Here is a 20983-nt window from a genome sequence, read left to right as displayed (position 1 = left end):
CCCAGTACACCAGCCGCTCGGGCGCGACCAGTTCCTGATAGCGGCCGCGCAGCGGGTACTCGGCGCCATCGGGGCCGACCATGCAGATGCGGAATTCGCCGCCGGTGGCGACGTCCATCTGCCGGACCACGCTGCGGAAGCCGTGCGGCCCCCACCAGCGCGCGATGTGGACCGGGTCGGTCCAGGCCAGGAACACCAGGTCGCGCGGCGCGTGGATCACACGCTGCAGGACGATGCGACGATCTTCGATGCGGTGCGAGGTGACGGCGGCAGGCGGCGCGGCGCCGGCACGGCGGGAACCATCGGCGGTCATGACGGACTTCCTGTACGAACGAAAAGCGCGGGGGCGCGCAAAAGGAGGCGTAAAACGCCTCTAAACCGACAAGCTAATTAACCCGGCCGGAAACTACATCCGGGTCCGTACAGGGTCAAGCCGATTCGCCGGCCCGACTGCGGCATCGATCGCACTATTGCGCCGAAGTCCGACGACTATCACGAAATCGCAAAATCGGTACAACTTCCAGCGCTTGACGGCGCAACGCGCCGATGACGGGCCAGGTAGAGCGCCGACGCTTCAGCCGGCGGCGTCCGCGCGCGGCTTGCGCGGGCGCTTCGGCCCCGGCGCCGACTGCCGCCCCTGCGCCGCGTCGATCGCGTCGATCCAGCCCGCGCGCGCCTGCGCGAACGCATCGGCGTAAGGCACGTAGGGCTTGATGTCGAGCACCGGCGTGCCGTCGAGCAAATCGACGCCGCGCACGCGCAAGGCGCCGGGTTCGACCGCCACCAGTTCCACCGCCGACAAGCCCAGGGGATTGGGCCGGTGCGGCGAACGCGTCGCCAGCACGCCGCGCTTGGGCCCGCCGCGCGGCGGTTTGACCTGCGCTTTCCACCCCTGGCTGCGATGGAACGCGAAGATCAGCCAGATCCGCTCGAAACCGGCCAGGTCGGCATAGGCCTCGAACGGAATCCCGTCGGCGAACTCGATCCGCGCCTCCTCGGCCGCGCCGCTTTCGGTGCCCTGCACCACGGTCGGCTGGTGCGGCGCATCGATGCGCTGCGCATAGGGCGAGCGCAGCCAGGCGATCGGACGGCAAAGGAGATCGGACATGCGGCGCGCGGGCTCGACGGAACGCGCCATTGTCGCCCCGCGCCGCGTCGCGGTCGACGGTCGCAACGCCTGCGACCGACGCGGCGCAGCCTCTCCGACCATCGTCGCTGGCGCAGTGCCGCATAGGCGGTATGCTCGGCGCCGTCGCGAACTCCCGCGTCCCTTCCACCGCAGCGCCCGCTGCCGAGGCCCCCATGAAGTTCATCGTTTCGATTTACAACGACGACAGCCTGATCGAAGCCCTGCCCCCGGGCGAGTACGAGAGCATGATGCGCGGCTGCCTGGCCCATGCCGACCGACTGCGCGCCGACGGCGTGCTGCTGGACTCGCAGATGCTCGCGCCGCCGGCCAAGGCGGTGTCGCTGCGCACCCGCGGCGGCCGCACTACCTTTCTCGACGGCCCCTTCGCCGAGGCCAAGGAGTACCTGGGCGGCTTCAACCTGATCGAAGCCGCCGACATGGACGAAGCGCTGCGCATCGCCCAGGAATTCCCCTGGAGCCGCACCGGCCGGATCGAAGTGCGTCCGGTGATGGACTTCGACGACGTCCGCCGCGCGGTCGCGGCCTGAAGCGGACACCGCGCGCCGCGGCAGCGGCACCTGAACCGGCACCGCCACCGCTCGCCCGCAGCGTGCGCGGCCCCGCATGGCCGCTCCCCCGCCCCCATCGCGTTAGGGCGGACACGGGGGTCCGATCATGCGCCGCTGCATCGTCTTCGCCGTCGCGCTGGCACTGAGCGCGACAGTACCGGCCTACGCGCACGGCGGCGGGCTGGACAAGCACGGCTGCCACCACGACCGCAAACGCGGCGGCTATCACTGCCATCGCGGCTCCGCTCCGGCCGCCGCCTGGGCGCCCGCGGCCACGCGCTCGCACACGCGACCGGCGCTGTCTTCGTCGTGGACGCCGGCCACCGCAGCGCCGTCCGGCGGCGGCGGCGCGTTCGCCAACTGCAGCGCCGCGCGCGCCGCCGGAGCCGCGCCGGTGCGGCGCGGCGACCCTGGCTACAGCCGCCGGCTGGATCGCGACGGCGACGGGGTCGGCTGCGAATAAGGGCGCTGAACGGGCGATCGTGAATTGGCGCCAACGGCCTCGGCGCCGAGCCTGCGTTTAACGCGGTTTCGCTTGTCGCTCGCGCGAACGCGGGCGGACAATGGGCCCGAACCCCACCGCCTCGGAGCCCGCCATGAAACTCCGGACCGCGCTCATCATCGCCTTGTCGGCCGCCGCGCTGGCGGCCGGGGACGCCGGCGCCCGTTCCCGCACCGTCACCGATCCCGATGCACCGCGGGCCCTGCCCGAACAGGGCCCGGTGAGCGTGCGCTGGGACGATCCGGCCAAGTTCGCCGAGATCCGCTACAGCCGCAACCGTTACGACGCCCGCCGCGGCAACTGGGTCGAGCAGCTCGCCGAGCACCTGCGCAAGCGCGCGCAGAAGGAGCTGCCGGCCGGCCAGCGCCTCGACGTCGACATCACCGACATCAAGCGCGCCGGCGACTACGAGCCCTGGCACGGGCCGCAGTTCGACGACACCCGCTTCGTCCGCGACATCTATCCGCCGCGCATCGTGCTCAGCTTCAAGCGCACCGACGCCGACGGCCGGGTGGTCGAGGAAGGCCAGCGCACCCTGCGCGACCTCAGCTTCCTGATGGGGCCGCGACCGCTCAGCGACAGCGATCCGCTGCGCTACGAAAAACGCTTGATCGACGACTGGCTGCGCCAGGAATTCAAAGCCCCCGGCGCCTGAGCCCGGCGCAAGCAAGCCCTGCCCCTGGTAGCAGCGGCGCGAGTCGCGACCGGGGACGTGAAGAGAACGCAACGGCGACGCCGTCGCTGATGGGGCTGCGTTGGTTGCGCAGCGGAAAGCCAATCCCCCTGCCCCCTCTTCAAAGGGGGAACAGCAAAGGCCGCGGCGCGCTCCTTGCGCGACGCGTGCTCTTGTAGGAGCGGCGTGAGCCGCGACAGGGAACAGGCAGAAAGCGCAACAACGCCGCGCTCCGCACCGGGGCAGGAGCGGCGCAAGCCGCGCCCCCGAGACGCGCAGACCAGCCCACCATGCCGTCGGCGATCGGGGCCGCGTTCTGCATCCGGTCGAAAGGGCGCGAATGCGCGCGACATAGAGCCAATCCCGTCTGCCCCCTTTTTCAAAGGGGGAAACAACAGAAGCGGCGCTGCTTTCCGTAGGAACGGCGCAAAGGCGGAACATTGTCTGCCGACAGACTATTCCCCCAGACGAACGCAAGCCGCCTTGCGGCGGCTTGCGCTGCGGCCCGTTCGCGGCGGCGAGACGGGCCGATGGACCTTTACTGCTGCGGCATCGCGCTCATGTCCATGTAGAACACGTCCCAGGTGTGGCCGTCCAGGTCTTCGTAGCCGTGCGAGTACATGAAGCCGTAGTCGCGCGGTTCGCCGAGGACCTTGCCGCCGGCCGCGACGGCTTTGGCGATCAGCGCATCGACCTCGGCCCGGCTGCCGACCGGCAGGGCGACCAGGGATTCCAGGCTCTTCGTGGTGTCGCACAGGGTCTTGCTGGTGAAGGTCTGGAAGAACGGCTCGACCAGCAGCATCACGAACAGGTTGTCGCCCAGAATCATGCAGGTGGCGTTTTCGTCGGTGAATTGCGGGTTGAAGCTGTAGCCGATCTGAGTGAAGAAGGCGACCGAGCGGTCCAGGTTCTTGACCGGCAGGTTGACGAACAGTTGGGCGTGAGTGGTCATGGCGAGTTCCTTGTTGGAAGGGATGAGGGTTCGATAGCGGCGGGCGGGTACAGCGGTGCGGATTCGGAACCGTTTCCTGCCTGCTCTCGACAACGACGAAGCAGGATCGCAGGAATCGACAAACATCCGATGATTTTTTTTGTGCGCGTCCCCGGCTCGCAGCGGACCGCCTCAAGCCCGAGACGGAAAACGGTAGGATGGGGAGAGCGCGGGATCCGACAACCGTTTCCTGCCTGCTCCTCTCAGCGACGTACCATCGCCTCCGCAATCGACACGCCGGCGAGAATATTTTTCATCCCCATCGCTCGCCCTCGCGGCCGCGGTCCAGGCCGCGAACCCCGGGGACCCGTACCGCTTCACGTCTCGCCCCCTGCCGCGTTCCCGCCCATGCAGCGCGCCCGTCCAGCGGCTGCGCCCCTTCCCTTCCGGAGCCGCCCATGACCGTCCCGCTGACTTTGGATGCGACCCAGACCGACCTCGCCGACGATGTGCCCGTCTACGCCTACATCGTCGGCAAAGTGCCCGACGGCTTCTACCGCCTGGACGCCACCGGCCTGCCTCGGCCGATGCAACTCGCCGACAACGCCCAGACCGCGGGCAGCTTTCCCGGCGCCGGACAACTCGATCCGGCCGTCGTCGCGGCCCTGGCCGACAACTACCCCCAGGCCTGGGCCGACTATTCGATCCCCCTGGCGCGCAGCGGCCCGGCGACCTGGATCGACCTGTCGCAGATCAATACCGCCAATCTGCCCAGCCTCGGCACCGGCAGCGCCGCTTTCAGCGGGCGCATCTACATTTCCGTCGGCGTGCCGCGGTTGCCGTTCACCGTGCAAAGCGGCGGCTATGCCGCGCCGGTGCCGTATCAGGACGGCCCCGGCGCCCAATGCCTGTTCGACTGGATCGAGTTTTCCTACGACAGCGACGGCAACTTCAACGGCAACACCACCCAGGTCGATCAGTTCGGCTTCACTCTGATCTTGGACGGCGCGCCCGGCGGCAGCGCGCAGGGCCAGCCGACGGTGTCGCGCGATGCCTTCATCGCCCAGGTGCAGGCCTTGCCCGCGCCGCTGGCCGGTCAGCCGCTGGCGATCCCGATCCCCGCCGCCATCGCGCCGGCGTATCCGACCGGGCTGAGCTGGTTGCGCGCGATCTCGCCCAAGACCCTGACCGGCGATCCGGCGGCCTACGGTACCGCCGTGAGCGGCTGGTTCGACGACGAAATCTCGACCTGGTACGCGAACTGGCAGGCCACGCCGCTGGTCGTGCACGACGTCGCCACGGGTTACTACACCGGCGTGGTCGACCCCGACAGCGGCGTGCTCAACTTCTACGCCGGCCAGTACCCGACTCTGGCCGGCTGGCAGGCCGCCGCGCCGCCGCTGGTCTTCGCCCTGACCGGCGCGGCCCCCTCGACCGTGCAGTTCGCCTCGCTTGATGTCTGGCAATGCAACAACGCCCTGGCCAACGGCGACGCGGCGCAGCTCAACGTGGGCAAGAACATCGCCGCGGCATTCAACCGCGGCGTGGTCGGTTATCTGCTCGACGACGCCGACTGCAGCGGCGCGGCCGCCGGCTTCTATCCCGACGGCGGCACCTGGAACGCCTGGGCGCAGTTGACCCACGCGGTCAGCGCCAACGGCCTGGCCTACGGCTTTCCCTACGACGACCTGTGCAACCAGAACCCGTCGATCCAGTTGAACGGCACTCAGAGCGTCGGCGTAGTGTTGGGCGACTTCTACGGCTGACGGCGCCGACACAACGGCCCCGGCCGCGCGGGCGGCCGGAGCCGCTGCGGGCACCGCGAACTAGTCGTTCTCGGCGCCGATGACCTTGCCGTTGTTCGGGTTGATCTTCAGTTCGACATCCTTGCCGGACGGATCGTCGGCCTCCGCATTCCAGAGGCCGTCCTCGTAGTCGACATCGTGGATGTTGGTGTAGCCGGCCGCCGACAGCGAGGCGCGGATGTCGCGTTCGCTCAGCCGCGCGACCAACTCGTTGGCGAACACGTTGCCGGTGCGCGGGTCCAGCCGCACCTGCACGCGGTTGCCGTCGGCGCTGCGCGCATCTGCGTGCCAGACGCCGTCGGAGAACTTCAGGTCGTTGACCTTGTCGTAGCCCTGCTCGGCGAGGCGGGTGCGGATCTGGTGCTCGGTCAGTGCGACCGGGCCTTGCGTCTCCTGCGCCGCAGCGACGGCCGGTACGCAGGCCGCCAGGGCGAGGGCCAGGATGAACTTCCTCATGGCGCGCTCCTGTGCTGGGGGAGATTCGATTCTGGCGAGCGCCCGAGAACCGCGGATGAACATCGCCGCGTTCAGTGCGCACGTCCGGGCAGACGCGAATGAATGCGCAAACGCGATGCCCGCTTTTCGTTCCGCCTCATCCTGTCGTCACCCGAGGCTAATGTCCGACCGCGTCGCAGCATGGCATTCCCCGCCGCATGCCCTATGCTGTCGCCGACTTCGCAGAAAGGATCTCTGCCCGATGAAAGCCGTCCTGCTCGCTCTGGCCGTCCCGCTGGCCGCCACCGCCCAGGCCCCGTCCTCGCCCGCCGCCGACGCCGCTCCGGGCGGCAGCGTCGCCACCGCGATCGAGGTCTGCGAGCCGCAGGGCCAGCACCGTTACCTCGCGCGCCTGGTCTGTCCCGACCGCAGCCACCCGCAGTTCGAACGCGCTGGCAGCGTCGGCGAACGCACGCCCCTGCCGGCCCATATGACCGAAGCGCAGTCCGTACGCTTGGTCGAAGCGATGCTGGCCGGCAAGCCCTTGGCGCCGGGAGAGCCCGACCACCATGTCGTCGACCGCTACCGGGTGGTCTGCGGCACGCGCGAAACCTCGCTGTACCTGGACATGTATCACTGCGATCGCCCCCCGCCGCGCATCGCGCCGGCGGGCTTCGAACTGATCGACTGAGCGGGCCGCGGCGGCGTGGGATTCGACATGAGCGCCGGCGGGCGCAGGGAAAGCATCCGTCACGATGAGGAACACGTGATGGTGTTGGCCGACAGCGACCGGGCCCGCTATCCGCAGTTGCACGCGCTGTGGGACGCCTTCTACGACAGTCCGGCCCTCTCGCCGCTACAGGCCGGCGCGATCGTGCACGAACTCATCGAATTGCTCGACCGCCACGGCCAAGACGGCCGCGATCGCCACCTGATTCGCATCGTGCTGCGCTGGCTCGCATTCTTCAGCCACGCCGCCCGCGGCGGCCACGCCATCGAAACCCTCAGCGACTGAGCGCCGCAACGGGCGTCTTAGCGGCATGTTCGAACGGCGGCCGCGCTGCGGCGGCGGCCGAACGCCCTCGCCTCACGCCGCCGCGCGCCGTTCGATCGCGGCGCGCAACGCCGTTTCGTCGGGCAGGCGCAGGCCGAATTCTTCGCGCAGCACCGCGATCACTTCGTCGGCACCGGCCAGTTCGCGCCGTTCGCTGGGCTGCCCCAGGCGGTGGATGGCGTAGCTGCCGTTGTTCAAGGTCTTGCGCCAACCGGGCCCGGTGCGAGCGACGAACAACTGATCGCGGAACGGCGACTGCGGGTGCGCCGAGACGTACCAGTTGCCGACCACGTAGTCGATGTACTCCTGCGGCGCCAGGTCGAACACGTACATCGCCCGCCACTCCTCGCCGACTCTGGCCCGCAGCAAATACCGATCGGCGCCCCGGCGTTCCAGCCGGTATGGCTCATGCGGCGTGGCCTGTTCGCCGGTCTCGTCCAGCCGCAACGGCCCGGTCGGCACCATGCCGCCGAAACCGACATCCGCCACGTAGCGTTCGCCGTCGATCTCGACCAGGGCCACCATGTGGGTGCGTGCGGTGACCGCATCCTCCGGCCCGCCCATCAGCACCCGCCCGGTCAGCCCGCTCGCCCGGAAGCCCAGCTGTTGCAGCAAGGCCAGGAACAGACCGTTGAGTTCGTAGCAATAGCCGCCGCGGCCGTCGTGCAGCAGCTTGCGCCGCAGCGAGGGCAGATCGATCGGGATCGGCGCATGCAGCAGGTTGGCGACGGTCTCGAACACGAATTCCGCGCTGTGACGGCGCTGCAACTCGCGCAGCGTCTGCAAGCTCGGCGCCGGCGCATGCGCGTAGCCCAGCCGGCTCAGATACAGTTGCAGGTCGTCCTGCGGCAGGACGGTCTCGGGCAGCGGCGGCATCGTCGTTCTCGGCGTGTTGGATTGCCGCTACCTTACGACCTCAACCCTGCTTGAGGTCCAGCGTTGCGGCCGCCGGCGCCGCAACGCTGTGGTGCACGGATGGGACTGCGACGGCGATGCGCAAGCGCGCGCCCGATGAAGCCGCAAGCATGAGAGTCGCGCAGCGGCGCCGATGCGCATCGCCGCTTTCGCGGAAATGACGTCCCTGCAGGAACACTCGGGCCTGGGCGCACGCCGTTGTGCGCGTTCGCACGCACGACGTGCCGGCAAAGAACGCTCAGGCCGCGGCGAGCAAGGACGCGTCGTACTCGGCGGCGAACTTCGACGACGGCCGCTCCGTGCACCGGCGCACCCAGTCCCGGATGGCCGGGTTGGCCGGCATCGCTTCGGAGAACCACACGAACGGCGTGTGCAGCAGCAGATCGGCGGCGCTGTAGCGGTCGCCGAGCAGATAGGGCGCGTTCTCCAGCGCCTTGCCCAGGCGCGCCTCCATTTCCGCCACCCCGCGGAACGTCGCGCTGAGGAAGGGATGCTCGACCCGGATCGCCGCCAGCAGCAGCACCGGCTCGACCACGTCGCCGTACCAGCTCAGCCAGGACAGGTAACGGCCGCGTTCGCGCGAACCGATCGGCGCGCCGATGCCGCGCTCGGGAAACAGGTCGGTCAAGTACTGGATGATCGCCGGGCTTTCCCAGATCTCGACCCCGTCGTGCAGCAACACCGGCACCTTGCCTTCCGGGTGCGGATTGCGCGCATCGCCGGCGAAGGGCCGGTCCTGCCCCTGACGCTGGATCTCCACCGGCCGCACCTCGACCCGGTCCAAGGCATCGAGTTCCTTGAGCAGGGCGATGATGCGGGTCGAGCGGGAATGCGGCGCGTGGATCAGGGTCAGCATGGCGAAGCCTCGTGGGCGCGGTGGAAGAGGCGCTCACGTTAAACCGGGATCGCGGACAGGGTGAGTCCTCGATGATTCCAAGGCCGCAGCGCCTGCCTGACAAGACACCGGGCGCGCAGGCGGTCCACCGAGCCGACAGACCGCGCGGCAGGGCGCCGCGAGCTGAGCGCGCTCAACGCCCTGCGTCCCCAGGCCGGTCACCAGATCAGATCGTCGGGCACCTGGAAGCGGGCGTAGTACTCGTCGTCCTCGCTCGCCGGCGCGGGCGGCGTGGATGCGCCGTGGTCGAGCACGATGGCGGCCGGATCGCGCTCGCGCACCTTCTGCGCGGCTGCGCGCGGCAGCAGTTCGTAGCCTTCGTCCAGGCGCACGATCACCAAGGCGCCGCCGGCCAATTGGGTGCGCAGCGCCTTGTCGACCAGCAGGCTCTTGATCTTGTCGCCGTCGGCGAAGCGATAGTCGATCTCGCCTTTGCGCTCGACCCGGTTGGCCTCGACGATCTGCCGCACCTGCGCGCGCAACTCGTGCGCGCGCGCCTGCGCATTGCGCTCGGCCGACAGCGCGCGATCGCGCTCGGCGCGTTCGGCGCGCAGGCGGTCGACGTCGACCTGGTCTTCCTTCGGCGGCACGGGCGCCTTGCCCTGGCGCTGCTTGGCTTGCTCGCGCACGGCCTGGGAAACCTGGGACTTCTTCGCCAGGCCGGCCTTGAGCAACTGATCTTGCAGGGGATTTCGCATGTCCCGAGTCTAGTACGGCGTCTGCGGCACCGGAAGCGGTCGGCCCGCCGCACCGCGGTCCTGGCGTCGCGCCCTCGGCCCGACAGCGGCATCGCCGGCCTCCGGACCGCGCCGGCCACTGGCGGTTTCAGGCACCACCCTGCGCAACGCGCGCTGCTATAGTGCCCGCCCCCGGCCGCAACGGCCGCGGTTTCTACTCGCAATCGATCAAGGACGGATATGGGTTCGATCATAGGGATGGCGATCTTCGGCGGGCTGTGCGGGCTCGGTTTGCTCAACCTGATGGCGCTGGTGGCCAAGAACGGCAAGCATCCGTTCGATCTGGTGGAGTTCTCCTCGGACCAGGATGTGGCCGCCACGGTCGCCGCCTGGGCGGCCGGCAACGGCTATGCGCTCGCACGCCACGAGGGCGGACGCCAGGTGTACCGCAAGGGCAAGGGTTTTCTGACCGCGCCGATGTTCCTCGAACTGGACCGCATCGGCGACCGCTACACGATCAAGAGCTACGTTCGCATCAACGGCCTGATCCTGCAGGGCGACGTGGGCCTGGCCGGCGACGGTTTCCTGGTCAAGATGCCGCGTTCGATGGCCAAGAAGGCGCAGAACCAATTGTTCGCCACGCTTGGCCTGCAGCCGCTGAAATAAGCCTCGGATCGCAGCGCCCGCGCACGCGGGCGCTGGGTCAGGCCCCGGCCATCTCGATCAGCTTGGCCACCGTGTTCAAGTTGCGCGCGGTGCCGGCCTTGGCCGCCGGAATCGTCAGCTTCGAGTCGGCCATGCCGTCGCCGTAATGGACATAGATCTCGCGTTCGCCGAGCGCGATCTCCTCGCCGTTGCGATGCTTCGCCGCGGCCAGCGCATCGGCCGGCGGCGCCGCGTCGAGAAAGATCAGCACCGCCCGGTTCGGCGCCGCCTGCTTGAACGGATTGGCCTCCAGCGCGCGCCGCAGGTCCGCGCCGGTACGCACGATCACCCCGACCGGCTTGCCGGCGTAGGCCCGCAACCTGTCCTCCAGCGCCGCCTGCACCCGCTGCGCGCTGAGCTGGCTGCGCAACACCACATTGCCGCTGGCGATATAGGTGCGTACATCCGAGAACCCCGCCGCCTCGCACATCGCCCGCAACTCGGCCATCGGCAGCTTGCCGGTGCCGCCGACGTTCACGGCGCGCAACAAAGCGATGTAGGTGGTCATGGCGGACTCGGCACAAGCGGCGAAGACCGCCAGAATACCGGTTCGGGTCGCAAATGCTGCGTCGCTACAGATATCGGGGGGACGCCGGCGTCGATTCCCAGCGATCATGGCGCCCGTCCTCGTATTCGATCGGGATCGCCGCCAGGGTCGCGTCGTCCAGCCCGTCCAGGCAGGCGACATTGACCGCGTGGAACCAGCCGTTGAACGGCTCCATTTCCAGATAGCCGCGGCTGAAGGGGCGCACGCCGCAGCGCCGGCAGAAGTGGTGATGGACGCAGCCCTGCGGCCATTGCGAATCGGCGGCGCGGTAATCGCCCAGTTCCTGTTCGCCCTGCAACAGGCGGAACTCGCCGGCCATCGCGAACGCCTTCCACATCCGCGTCTTCAGACAGAAGCTGCAATTGCAGCGCCGCGTGCCCGCGGCCAGGTCCAGGTCGCATTCGAACCGCACCGCGCCGCAATGGCAGCTGCCTGGGTAAGTCTGCTTCATCCTTCGCCTCCGTTCGCCGGCCGGCATCGCGGCCGCTGCGTCGCCCGCGAGCTTAGCGCCGCCGCCACGGCCTGGCCCGTACGCGGGGACGAAACCTGACATTCGTCAGCCGGCTTCAGCGGCGCCTTGCCTCCTGCAGGAGTGGCGTGAGCCGCGATCACCGCAGCGGTGGGTGCAAGCGTCTCCGCCGAAGCCGGACGGAACTCGCTATCAGCCCGCCTCGCCCGAGCCTTCCAGCGCCGCTTCCGACGCGCGCTGATCCGCGCGCGCCCAGGCGTAGATCGCCAGGCCGCCCAGCGCGGTGATCGCGCCGACCACGCCGGTCGAGGTCCAGCCGTAGCCGGCGGTGATCGCCATGCCGCCGAGCCAGGGACCGAGCGCATTGGCCATGTTGAAGGCGGAATGGTTCGAGGCCGCAGCCAGGGTCTGCGCCTCGGCGGCGACGTCCATCAGATGCGCCTGCAACACCGTCGCCAGCGCGCCCATCGTGCCCACCGCCAGCACCGCCGGCAGCACCGTCCACGCCGAGCGCGCGGCCAGCGGGAACAGCAGCAGGATCAACACCGACCACACCAGCACCAGCGCCGCGCCGCGGAACTGGAAGCGGTCGAACAGCCAGCCGCCGCCGAGCGTGCCGAGGATGCCGCCGATGCCGAACGCGATCAGGCCGAACGGAATGAAGGATTCGCGCACGCCGGTCACGTGCACCAGGGTCGGCGCCAAATAGCTGAAGACGCAGAACATGCCGGCGAAGCCGATCGCGCCGATGCCCAGCGCCAGCCACACCGGCTTGCGGTTGAAGTCGCGCAGCTCGCGCATCGCATCCGGGCGCGGCGCGTTCATGCCGCGCGGCAGCACGTGCGCGGTCATCGCCACCGTCGTCAGCGCGATCAACGACACCAGCGCGAACGCCCAGCGCCAGCCGAAGGCCTGGCCCAGCCAGGTCGCCAGCGGATTGCCGATCAGCAAGGCCATCGACAGCCCCAGCATCACCCTGCCGACCGCGGTGCCGCGTTGCTCCGGCGGACTGATGCGCGCCGCCACCAGGGCCGCGATGCCGAAGTAGGCGCCGTGCGGCAGGCCGGCGACGAAGCGCGCCAGCATCAGGCTGGAATAGCCCGGCGCCAGCGCGCTGGCGAGATTGCCGACCGCGTAGAAACCCATCAATGCCAGCAGCAGGCTGCGCCGCGACATGCGCCCGCCCAGCAAGGCCAAGGCCGGCGCGCCGACCACCACGCCGAGCGCGTAAGCACTGATGACGTGGCCGACCTGCGGCTCGGTGACGCCCATCGCCCGGGCGATCTCGGTGATCAGGCCCATCACCACGAACTCGCTGGTGCCGATGGCGAAACCGCCCATGGCCAGGCCGAACAGGATCAGGGCCACCCGGCGCGGCGGCAGCGGGGCGGAGGCGGTGGGAAGGGCGCTCATAGGGCCATTATTGTGCATTGCAGCAAGGTGGACTGTGCGTGATCGGGCGCGAGGGCGCGGCTTCACGGCTCGCGCCCTGTTCCGCCCGTCCATCGCCGGATCCGCGGCCCGCGCCCGGTATCGGCACATTCCGGCTTTCCCGTAAGCTGAGCGCCCTCGCCGCCCCCGCGGCGGCGAAACATACGAAACCGGCTTGGCCGGGTGCGACCAGGGGATGGGGAAACAGATGCACGGAGCCGTATTGCGGGTCGCGTTCGGCGGGCTGATGCTCGGCTTGTGCGCGACGGCGCCCGCCGAAGCCGGGCAAACGCCGGCGCCGGCCATCGTCGCCGACGAGGCGGAAAGCCGGTTCTTCCGCCAGCGCATTGCCGACGCCGTCGCGCTGGCGCACAACCAGCACTACGCCAGCGCCGACCGCGCCTTCGGCGAGCTGATCGCGCAGCCGGAATTCGCCCGTCTGAACGCGGCGCAGCGGCTGCAAGCGCTGACCGCCGCCGCCGCATCGGCGGTCAAGCTCAACGACCTCCCCCGGGCCGCGGGCCTGTACCGGCAGGCGAACGCGGCCGACCCCAACGATCCGGACGGCTGGTACCGGCTGAGCGCGATCGAATTCAACCTGCACCGGCACAACGAATCGGCACGGGCCTTCATCCACCTGGTCGAGTACTGGCCCGAGCTGCTGCCGAACATCGACGAGCAAATGATCTTCCAGTTGGTCAATCGGCTCGACCGCGAGTCGGAGACGCGCTTCGGTCTGGTACGGGCGCTGTACGACGCCAACTGGCACAGCCTGACCGGCGACGACGGCGAACTGTGGTTCGTCCTGCTCGAGCGCCACGTCGAACGCGGCGAGCACGAGGCCGCGCGCGGTGTGGTTCGCCGCATCGCCGACCCGCTGAGCCTGGTGCGGTTGCGCAGCGACAAGCGCTTCGATTTCCTGGTCGAGGCCGACAGCTGGGCCTTCAACGTCGAGCATGCCGCCATCGGCATGGTCGAGAGTCTGCGCGAGAAAGCCGACGCCACGCCGCGCGGCCTCGAGATAAGGGTGCAGCTCATTTCGGCGATGCTGGTCGCCGGCATGCACCGCGAAGCCTTGGCGTTGACCGAACAAATCGCCGCGCGCATCGCCGAAGCGCCAGACGGCCAACCCGCGTTCGACGATATCCGGCAGCAGAGCTGGGTGCTGAACGAACGCGCGATCGCGCTGCGTCGCCTCGGCCGCATCGACGAAGCCGTGGCCGAAATGACCCGCGCCAGCCGGCTCACCGAAGACGGCCTGCCCAACGTCAGCCAATCGTTGAACCTGGCCACGCTGTATTGCGGCCTGGATCGCCCCGACGACAGCTTGGCCGAACTGCAACGCACCGGTCCCGATCTGGCCGGCTACGGCCGCATGGTCATGCAGGCCAACAAGCTCTGCGCCGCCTTGGCCAAGCGCGACCGCGACGGCGTGGCCGCGGCGCTGCACTACCTGCGCGAGCATCGCCAGGACGGCCCGTTGGTGTACCTGGAGTCGCTGTTGCGCGCGCAACGGATCGACGACGCGGCGCGTCTGGCCGCCGAGCTGCTCGCATCGACCGCCGATCGCGCCGACGCGCTGGAGTGGATGCAGCAGTTCCAGACGGTGGAGCCGTTGCCCGGCGACGTCGCCTATCGGCAGGCGCGCGAAACGATGCTGGCGCGTGCGGACGTGCAGGCGGCCGTGGCCGAAGTCGGCAGGATCGGGCGCTACCAGGTCTATATGGGGAGCGGAACCGAATGAAGCGCCCCTCGCACTGCGTCCACGCCAGACCTCAGCGCAGAACGTAGGACAAGCGCACCAGCCCGTCCGACATCGCCCTGGCCTCGGCCAGCCGCAGGCGCCGCCGTCCATGGAGGCCCGCGAACAGCGGCTTGCCCGCGCCCAGCAATACCGGGTGTACGACCAGGCACAACTCGTCGACCAGATCGGCGTTGAGCAGGCTGGCGATGAAGGCGCCGCCGCCGAGGGCGTGCATGTCGCGTCCGGATTGGGCCTTGAGCGCGCGCAGCTCGTCCAACTCGCGCACGATCCGGGTCTGCGCCCAGCCGGCCGATGGCAACGTACGCGACAGCACCACATGCGCAGTGACCGCAGCGAGGCGTGCGTATTCGATCTCGAACGGCAGGGCACGCCGGCCGACCCAGGGCAGCACCGCGCCGGGGTCGGCCTGGATCGCGCTCCAGTAGGCCTCGTAAGCCGGGTACATGCGTGCGCCGAGCAGGAAGGTGTCGACCCGGTCGAGCAGGCCGAAGCGGTCCTCCCAACTGTCGATCCAGTCCAGTTCGCCGTGCGGGCCTTCGATGTAGCCGTCCAACGACAGCTGCAGGGCGGCGATGATCTTGCGCATGGCGGGCTCCCGAGGATGAGGGCGCGCCGGGGATCGGCGCGGTTCTTCTCATCGACGAATGGGGAGCTGCGGTTTCGACGGCGTCGTGGCGCCGGTGGGCGACGGAGCTGCGAGCGGTCGGCGGCTGGCCGGTATTGGGCCGCGCGGGCCTGCGAAACGGACGATAGTCCGGCGGCGGCGCATGAGGCCAAGAAGAGCGGATCCGTGCGTCGAAGTTGCGCCGGGAGGATCTGGGCTTCGGACGCGGCGCTAGCGTCGACCGCTTCGGTGGTCGCGGCTTACGCCGCTCCTACATGAGTCCTTGTAGGAGCGGCGTAAGCCGCGACCGCGAAATCGCAACTACGGCGAATTCGACCGAAGGGCCGGTGTCGCATCCGCCAACGGACTCATCGCAACAGCGGCATCGGCGATGGCGGCGGCGCCGCTTACTGCCGCGCCTGCACCGGCCGATACCGCTTGTCGTCGCCGTAGGGCTTGGCCTTCATGTCGACGTTGGCGCACAGGCGCCCACCGCACAGGGTCACGTCGGCCTGGTTGTAGGCGCGCAACAGGTCGGCGGTGATCCGGTTCTCGTTGATGTCGGCGCGGTATTGCCACAGCAGCCAGCCGCCGCCGGCCAGCAGCAGCAGCACGCTGCCCAGCGCCGCGCCGACCACTTTCCACACCAACTGCTTGTGCAGCCATTCCATGCGCTTGATCTGCGCCGCCAGCCCTTGCGAGCCTTCCTGCAGCAAGGCGCCGGCTTCCTGCAGACGTTTTTCGTAGGCGCCGACCGGCTGCGACAGCCCGCCTTCGACCTTGCCGATCACCGCCCCCGGCAGGCTGCGCAGGCTTTCGTCGGCCGACTGCCGCACCACGCCCGGCACCTGTTGCGCCAAATGCTGCAGCTGCTGGGACACCGCGAGCTGCTGTTTCTCGATCTCCTCGCAGCGACGCTCGAACTGCTCCATCAAGACCGCGGTCTTGCTGATCAGCGCCATCAACTCGTCCTGTTGCATGCCTGCTCCTGATGCGTCCCGACGCGAATCTGCATTCCCTGGGCCGGTTACGGCAGCCGGGCCCCGATCAGGCCATGCGTGGCCCGGTGCGCGCCGGTGCGGCCTGCTCGTTGGCCTGCTGCATCGCCTGCTGGGCCAAGGCCTGCTCCTGGCGATCGACCGTCGCCACTGCGTCGTTGCGCAGCTCGCGGCCCGGCGTCGCCGCGGCGGCCTGCTGGGTCATCTGCCGGAACGCGTCGCGATCGCCGTTCTGCGAGGCGGCCAGCATGCGGTCGACGAAAGCCGAGGGGTTGTCGTCGAGCGAGGTGGTCGCACGCATCGGAAAGCCGGGATTCAAGGTCGGCGTCTTGCCCGGATGGATGTAGTCCCGCAGCGCCGGGCCATAGGGCGCCGGGTGCCACGGCGAGGCATTGCGCTCCGGCCGCGCCGGCGCCTCGTGCCGGTGTTCCTTGCGCCCCGGCTCGCCCGGCTTGAGCGGACCGCGGATCTCGTCGATCAAGTCGCCTGCTTTCCCCACCGGATCGCGGAAGGTGTTGGTCACGCCGCGACGCAGGCTCTCGATATCGTTGCGGTACTTGTCGATCATCGGATCGTACTGCTGCGCCAGACGCTGCGCCTGGGGATCGCCGAGCACGGAACGGTCCGGTTTATCGTGGGCGTCGACATTGAGGAAGTTGTGCATGCTGTGCGAGGTGCCGACCATCTTCTTGGCCGCCCCCACGGACGAACGTGCGTCGAACAGGGTGCTGCGGTCGTTCTCATAACCGCTGTCCCGCATCGACTTGACTTCCTGCGCGGTGGCGTAAACCTTGACCTGGCCGTAGTGGTCGCTGGCCGCGCTGACCGGATCGCCGGCCATGACATGGTTGGTGACGCGGTTGCCGCTCTCGGGGATGCGGTAGCCCAGGCTGACCGCGCCGTAGGCGTTGAAGGTCTCGCCGCGCAGGTCGTAGTGGTGGGCGGTGATTTGCGCCAGGGTGCCGCCGAGGGAGTGGCCGGTGACGGTGACTTCGGGTCGCGACGGCTTACCGCGGCCAAGTTCTTCCGCTATCTCTAAGGCATCGCGCGTCAATGCGATCGCGTCCTTAGCCTGGACATTGGTACGAGATGTAACCATGCCGGCATCGGTCAGACCGTCCTTGAGCTTCTCTCGGTCAAATTCGGTGCCACGATGGGCGACGATGATTTCCCCGGTATCCTGGCGCCGATAGATCGTACCCTGATAGCCTGATGGCTTGTCGACGTGCTTTAGCACTGTGTACGTCACACCCTCAAGGGTGACGTCTTTACCTTTCTCACGAGGGTTGTATGCATCTTCGGCGAGGTTGGCATATTGCTGGCTGCTGAGGCTCATGGCGTCCCTGCCTTGGCTATTGAGGTAATGGTGAATAGCTGCCCCTGGAACTCCGGCGTGAATTTGTTGCGATCCAGTTCGCCTGGGTCGAGACGCTCATCCGGATCATTGCCCGGATACTCGTCCTTGAGATAGTAGTTAGTGCGGAACTTCTGAGCGCGTACCTCATCGCCAGCCAGATTGGCGAGGTAGCCTATGTCGGTCTTGGCTCCGGTCGCCTTGAGCCAGGAACTCACGCCCATCAGTTCCCAGTGGCAGACACCCTCGCCCAGATAGTCCTCATCCAGCATCGCATCAGCGTGGATCGTCGCGACGAAAGTAGATTCGTCGACCTTGGCGAACTCAATCGGCAATGTGTGTGACGGGCGCTTGCGCACCCCTACGATCTGGTTGGGAATAAAGGTGCAGTTCGGCGCCTCATAGCTCACGAATCCCTCGGCCCTCGCAAACGGCCCCGGCGCATCCGCCACCTTCAGCTCGATCCGGTACGCCTGCTTCGGCGCCGGGTTGCGTTGGTACTTGGCTTCCAGCTCGGCCATCGACGGCGCGGAGTCGGAGGTGGGGGTTTCGGCGTTCATGGCGGCCTCGGGAGCGCTACAGGCGGAAGTACTCATCGCCAGCAGAAGGCAAAAGCTGCGAAACACACCGCGCATCGATGCCTCCATGGCAGGACGGTTATGGAACGCGGCACGTCGGCGATCAACGCAGGACAAGCCGGCTCGGATCTGTTACGGCAGAGCTTACGGCAGGCGCGGGACGGCAACAACGGCAACCCAAAGTAGCGGGACACGGGCGGATTCAAACTTGGCCGTCGTCCTCATGGTTTCCCGGCCTTCGCCGTCATGGTGATTGAGAACAGTTGATTCTGGAATTCCGGCTTGAACCAGTCGCGACGTTGATTTCCGGATTCCGCCCCCCCTCCGGATCGTCGCCAGGGTATCTGTCCATGACGTAGCAGTTGGTTTGCGACCTTCGTGCGATCGCCTCGTCGCCAGACAAGTTGACGACGTATCTGGTATCGGTCTTGGCACTCGTCGCCGTGAGCCAGGCATTCACGCTCCGCAGTTCCCGGTGGCAGACGCCGTCGCCCAGCCGGTAGTCCTGATCCAGCATCGCATCGGCGTAGATCGTCGCCACGAAGGTGGACTCGTCGACCTTGGAAAAGGCCATAGGCAGATCGATCGACGGCATCGACCTCGCGCCCGCGATCCGGTCGGGGATGTAGGTGCAGTTGGGGGCCTCGAAACCGACGAAGCCTTCGGCTCTGGCGAACGGCCCAGGCGTATCCGCGGTCTTCAGCTCGGTCCGGTACGGCCGCTTCGGCGCCGGGTTGCGCTGGTACCGGGCGGCCAATTCGTCGGCCGTCGGCCCGGGGCCGCAGGCGCAGACGCTCAATACCGACAGCCAACCAAAGCAACGAAACACGCCACGCATCCATGCCTCCCTGGCAAGCCATCGCACCCCGCCGACACCGCCGACACCGCCGGCGAACGCCGAGCGAACCGACCCAACCCTGTCGAGGTCTGGGCACGAGCCTACTTCAGGTCGCGCAAGCCGGAAACGACAACCAAAAGTTGCGCTCATCGCGCCGTTTGCGGCGGTTATGCCGCGCCGAGCGCCGGCATGGGCGGGAGTGTCACACGTACGGCCGAACCGGCTCGAAGCAACGCACGATGTTGTCCTGGCCCAGCACGTGGATCGCGCCGTCGCCGGCGCAGGTCATCCATTGCAGCCGCACGCCGATGTCGCTGCCCGCGTCCAGGGTGGCGACGTGCTCGCGGCTGCGAGTATCGACCAGGAAGACCAGTCCCGCGTCGGCGCCGATCGCGAGTAGTCTGCCCTGCTCGGCCACGTCGCAGCACAACAAGTCGTATCCCGGCGGCCGCGGCGCATGTTGGGTCCGCAACCAGAACTCGTCGCCGTTTTCGGCCTCGAACCGGTCGCGGTCGGCGAGATACAGGCTGGCTTCGTCCGGCGAGAGCTGGGCGCGGCGCAAGCGTCCGTACGCGCCCGGCACGTCGACGCTGGGCCATTCGAACATCCGCAGACGCTCGACCGTGTCGTCGGCAAGGTCGATCCAGACCACCCAGCCATCGTTGCATACGGCAGCCAGCGTGTTTCGTCCGGGGAGCCAGGCCAGATCGTAAACGTGCAGGGAACGGCCGAGCGCGATCCTGTCCGCACGCGGCGTATCGCCGTCCAAGCGCAGCCGCACGACATGGTTGCCGTACCCGCCCAGATAGGCCACGCGATCGGACTGGAATACCGCGCTGTACACGCACTCGGGCCGCTTGCCGACGCAATGCTGGCGCCAGCCGCCATCGCTTCGCTTCATGACCGCATAGCCGGCCTGGCCGTGAACGATCGCGAACTCGCCGCCGGGAGATACGGCGATGCCGTGGACCTCCTCGCAGTCGATCGCCACATCCGCTGTCGGCAAAAATTCCGCTCCCTGCCGCGCCTCGGCGCGGGTGTCGAGCGATACGAATGCATGCGGCCCGGCCAGAAACACGTCGTCCTCCCACGTTGCCGCTGCGGTGTACGCCGGGCCGTGCACGATGAATCCGCCCAGCTCGCCGTCGTGCAGCACTTGCAAGCGCGCATGCAGGTTCGCCACGACCGCGCCGTCCATCGCCCGCGCATGCAACCGCGTAACCGCACCGCGCTGCGTGACCAAGGTGGTCGAAGACGCAAGCGCATAGGCCGGCAGATCGCTGAACCCCGCCTTGCCGCTCAGGTTCGTGTACACCCACGGCCGCTGCTTGGCGTCGGTATCGGCGATCACTTCCTGCCCGCAGTGCGTCAGCGCCTCCACGATGGAGACATCGTGGCGCAACAGGGCCGTTTCGAGCTTTTCGCAGTACAGGCTGTTGCGGCTGCCTGTGCGGCCATCGGAAGCCGTTTGTCCCGACGCGGTGGAATAAGCGAGCGCCAAGTCGCCGGCTACGTCCACACCCGCCAGTCGCTTGGTTTCGCTATCGGCCCAGGCGGCGAAATCGCGTAGTTGCAGGTCGCTCCAGCCATCGATCGCACTGCGGCACGCATCCACGATCACCACCTTCGGCCCGCGCCCGGCCTTCAGCGCGGCGACGACCTCCAGCACGGGTACGCCGCTGCGGCGGATCGGGCCGATGGTCACCGGCGCCGGGGTATCGGCCGGCAGCAGCACGCCGAAACCGCCGATCTCGATCGCGTGTCCGGCGTAGTACACCACGCTCAGCAGCCGCCCGGCCGCGGGGTCTTCGATCTTCGCTCGCAAAACCGTCAGGGCATCGATGAGTTCGTCCGCCGTCGGGTCCGGCAGCAGGGTCGAATCGAAGCCCCGGTTACGCAACGCGGCATGGATGCGCCGCGCATCGTTGACTGGATTGTCCAACTTCAGCGCGTCCGCGTGGTAACCCGCGACGCCGATGCACAAGGCGATGCGACGATTCATGGGAGTCCTTTCCGTTCCGCCTTTCCCCGGCAGCGGGCGGCCAGGCCGCAGGATACGGCATCGCCGGCCCCGCCCTTCCGAAGCCAATCCTGAACGTCCCCTGCGCC

The 20983-nt window shown here is 68.4% G+C and carries 24 protein-coding genes; 8 read left to right on the top strand and 16 right to left on the bottom strand.

Annotated features, from left to right (window positions below):
* Both TX83_RS08170 and tsaA read right to left on the bottom strand, forming a co-directional pair.
* Positions 1–313: SRPBCC domain-containing protein (locus TX83_RS08170; RefSeq protein WP_186442551.1), on the bottom strand; the 313-nt coding region annotated here is incomplete at its 3' end.
* Positions 314–574: 261 nt separating this feature from the next.
* A complete protein-coding gene (gene tsaA, locus TX83_RS08165) occupies positions 575–1108 on the bottom strand; it encodes a tRNA (N6-threonylcarbamoyladenosine(37)-N6)-methyltransferase TrmO (RefSeq protein ID WP_064747454.1) in 534 nt (177 codons plus the stop codon).
* Between the two features lie 194 nt (positions 1109–1302).
* On the opposite strand from tsaA, the gene TX83_RS08160 reads away from it, so the two are divergent.
* From TX83_RS08160 to TX83_RS08150, 3 genes are all read left to right on the top strand, one after another.
* Positions 1303–1677 carry a YciI family protein gene (locus TX83_RS08160; protein WP_064747452.1) on the top strand — a complete coding sequence of 125 codons (375 nt, stop codon included), beginning with the start codon at positions 1303–1305 and terminating at the stop codon, positions 1675–1677.
* A gap of 127 nt (positions 1678–1804) precedes the next feature.
* Positions 1805–2161, top strand: a complete 357-nt coding sequence (locus tag TX83_RS08155; RefSeq protein ID WP_064747451.1) for an excalibur calcium-binding domain-containing protein — start codon at positions 1805–1807, stop codon at positions 2159–2161.
* A gap of 133 nt (positions 2162–2294) precedes the next feature.
* On the top strand, positions 2295–2855 hold the full coding sequence (locus tag TX83_RS08150) for a DUF3016 domain-containing protein (protein WP_064747453.1): 561 nt from the start codon (positions 2295–2297) through the stop codon (positions 2853–2855).
* 556 nt (positions 2856–3411) lie between these two features.
* On the opposite strand, the gene TX83_RS08145 is transcribed toward TX83_RS08150, so the two are convergent.
* Complete coding sequence (locus TX83_RS08145) at positions 3412–3825, bottom strand: VOC family protein (protein WP_064747450.1); 414 nt, start codon at positions 3823–3825, stop codon at positions 3412–3414.
* Positions 3826–4262: 437 nt separating this feature from the next.
* Between TX83_RS08145 and TX83_RS08140 the strand changes: the two genes are divergently transcribed.
* The gene (locus TX83_RS08140) at positions 4263–5570 is read left to right on the top strand and encodes a beta-1,3-glucanase family protein (protein WP_064747449.1); all 1308 of its coding nucleotides are present in this window, start codon (positions 4263–4265) and stop codon (positions 5568–5570) included.
* A 60-nt stretch (positions 5571–5630) separates the two neighbouring features.
* On the opposite strand, the gene TX83_RS08135 is transcribed toward TX83_RS08140, so the two are convergent.
* Positions 5631–6065 carry a PepSY domain-containing protein gene (locus TX83_RS08135; protein WP_064747448.1) on the bottom strand — a complete coding sequence of 145 codons (435 nt, stop codon included), beginning with the start codon at positions 6063–6065 and terminating at the stop codon, positions 5631–5633.
* A 241-nt stretch (positions 6066–6306) separates the two neighbouring features.
* Here TX83_RS08135 and TX83_RS08130 point away from each other — a divergent pair, with 241 nt between their 5' ends.
* Positions 6307–6735, top strand: a complete 429-nt coding sequence (locus TX83_RS08130) for a hypothetical protein (protein WP_064747447.1) — start codon at positions 6307–6309, stop codon at positions 6733–6735.
* 27 nt (positions 6736–6762) lie between these two features.
* Positions 6763–7059 carry a hypothetical protein gene (locus TX83_RS08125; protein ID WP_141233417.1) on the top strand — a complete coding sequence of 99 codons (297 nt, stop codon included), beginning with the start codon at positions 6763–6765 and terminating at the stop codon, positions 7057–7059.
* A 72-nt stretch (positions 7060–7131) separates the two neighbouring features.
* Here the strand turns inward: TX83_RS08125 and TX83_RS08120 are convergent, their stop codons facing one another.
* The 3 genes from TX83_RS08120 to TX83_RS08110 all read right to left on the bottom strand — a co-directional run bounded on the left by TX83_RS08120 (position 7132) and on the right by TX83_RS08110 (position 9606).
* Positions 7132–7974 carry an arylamine N-acetyltransferase family protein gene (locus TX83_RS08120; RefSeq protein ID WP_064747445.1) on the bottom strand — a complete coding sequence of 281 codons (843 nt, stop codon included), beginning with the start codon at positions 7972–7974 and terminating at the stop codon, positions 7132–7134.
* Between the two features lie 277 nt (positions 7975–8251).
* Complete coding sequence (locus TX83_RS08115) at positions 8252–8869, bottom strand: glutathione S-transferase family protein (protein WP_064747444.1); 618 nt, start codon at positions 8867–8869, stop codon at positions 8252–8254.
* Positions 8870–9066: 197 nt separating this feature from the next.
* Entirely contained in the window at positions 9067–9606 is a 540-nt protein-coding gene (locus TX83_RS08110; protein ID WP_064747443.1) for a DUF2058 domain-containing protein, read from the bottom strand.
* 219 nt (positions 9607–9825) lie between these two features.
* Between TX83_RS08110 and TX83_RS08105 the strand changes: the two genes are divergently transcribed.
* On the top strand, positions 9826–10251 hold the full coding sequence (locus TX83_RS08105; RefSeq protein WP_141233416.1) for a hypothetical protein: 426 nt from the start codon (positions 9826–9828) through the stop codon (positions 10249–10251).
* A gap of 37 nt (positions 10252–10288) precedes the next feature.
* Here TX83_RS08105 and TX83_RS08100 read toward each other — a convergent pair whose 3' ends face one another.
* From TX83_RS08100 to TX83_RS08090, 3 genes are all read right to left on the bottom strand, one after another.
* On the bottom strand, positions 10289–10798 hold the full coding sequence (locus tag TX83_RS08100) for a DUF1697 domain-containing protein (RefSeq protein ID WP_064747441.1): 510 nt from the start codon (positions 10796–10798) through the stop codon (positions 10289–10291).
* A gap of 64 nt (positions 10799–10862) precedes the next feature.
* The gene (locus TX83_RS08095; RefSeq protein ID WP_064747440.1) at positions 10863–11288 is read right to left on the bottom strand and encodes a GFA family protein; all 426 of its coding nucleotides are present in this window, start codon (positions 11286–11288) and stop codon (positions 10863–10865) included.
* Between the two features lie 210 nt (positions 11289–11498).
* Positions 11499–12719 (bottom strand): MFS transporter, encoded by a 1221-nt coding sequence (locus tag TX83_RS08090; protein ID WP_064747439.1) that lies wholly within the window; start codon positions 12717–12719, stop codon positions 11499–11501.
* A gap of 226 nt (positions 12720–12945) precedes the next feature.
* Between TX83_RS08090 and TX83_RS08085 the strand changes: the two genes are divergently transcribed.
* On the top strand, positions 12946–14481 hold the full coding sequence (locus TX83_RS08085; protein WP_064747438.1) for a hypothetical protein: 1536 nt from the start codon (positions 12946–12948) through the stop codon (positions 14479–14481).
* Between the two features lie 31 nt (positions 14482–14512).
* Here the strand turns inward: TX83_RS08085 and TX83_RS08080 are convergent, their stop codons facing one another.
* From TX83_RS08080 to TX83_RS08055, 6 genes are all read right to left on the bottom strand, one after another.
* Entirely contained in the window at positions 14513–15088 is a 576-nt protein-coding gene (locus TX83_RS08080; RefSeq protein ID WP_064747437.1) for a dihydrofolate reductase family protein, read from the bottom strand.
* 425 nt (positions 15089–15513) lie between these two features.
* On the bottom strand, positions 15514–16086 hold the full coding sequence (locus tag TX83_RS08075) for a hypothetical protein (RefSeq protein ID WP_064747436.1): 573 nt from the start codon (positions 16084–16086) through the stop codon (positions 15514–15516).
* A gap of 67 nt (positions 16087–16153) precedes the next feature.
* Positions 16154–17440, bottom strand: a complete 1287-nt coding sequence (locus TX83_RS08070) for a lipase family protein (protein ID WP_064747435.1) — start codon at positions 17438–17440, stop codon at positions 16154–16156.
* On the bottom strand, positions 17437–18018 hold the full coding sequence (locus tag TX83_RS08065) for a hypothetical protein (protein ID WP_141233415.1): 582 nt from the start codon (positions 18016–18018) through the stop codon (positions 17437–17439). Before TX83_RS08065 ends, TX83_RS08070 begins: the two co-directional genes overlap by 4 nt.
* Positions 18019–18280: 262 nt before the next feature.
* Positions 18281–18874, bottom strand: a complete 594-nt coding sequence (locus TX83_RS08060) for a hypothetical protein (RefSeq protein ID WP_141233414.1) — start codon at positions 18872–18874, stop codon at positions 18281–18283.
* Positions 18875–19076: 202 nt separating this feature from the next.
* On the bottom strand, positions 19077–20876 hold the full coding sequence (locus TX83_RS08055) for a caspase family protein (RefSeq protein ID WP_064747431.1): 1800 nt from the start codon (positions 20874–20876) through the stop codon (positions 19077–19079).
* Between the last annotated feature and the right edge of the window lie 107 nt (positions 20877–20983).

Origin of the sequence: Lysobacter antibioticus HS124 (assembly GCF_000336385.2) — a bacterium.
Lineage (GTDB): Bacteria > Pseudomonadota > Gammaproteobacteria > Xanthomonadales > Xanthomonadaceae > Lysobacter > Lysobacter firmicutimachus.
This window is presented reverse-complemented; position numbering and strand designations above follow the sequence as displayed.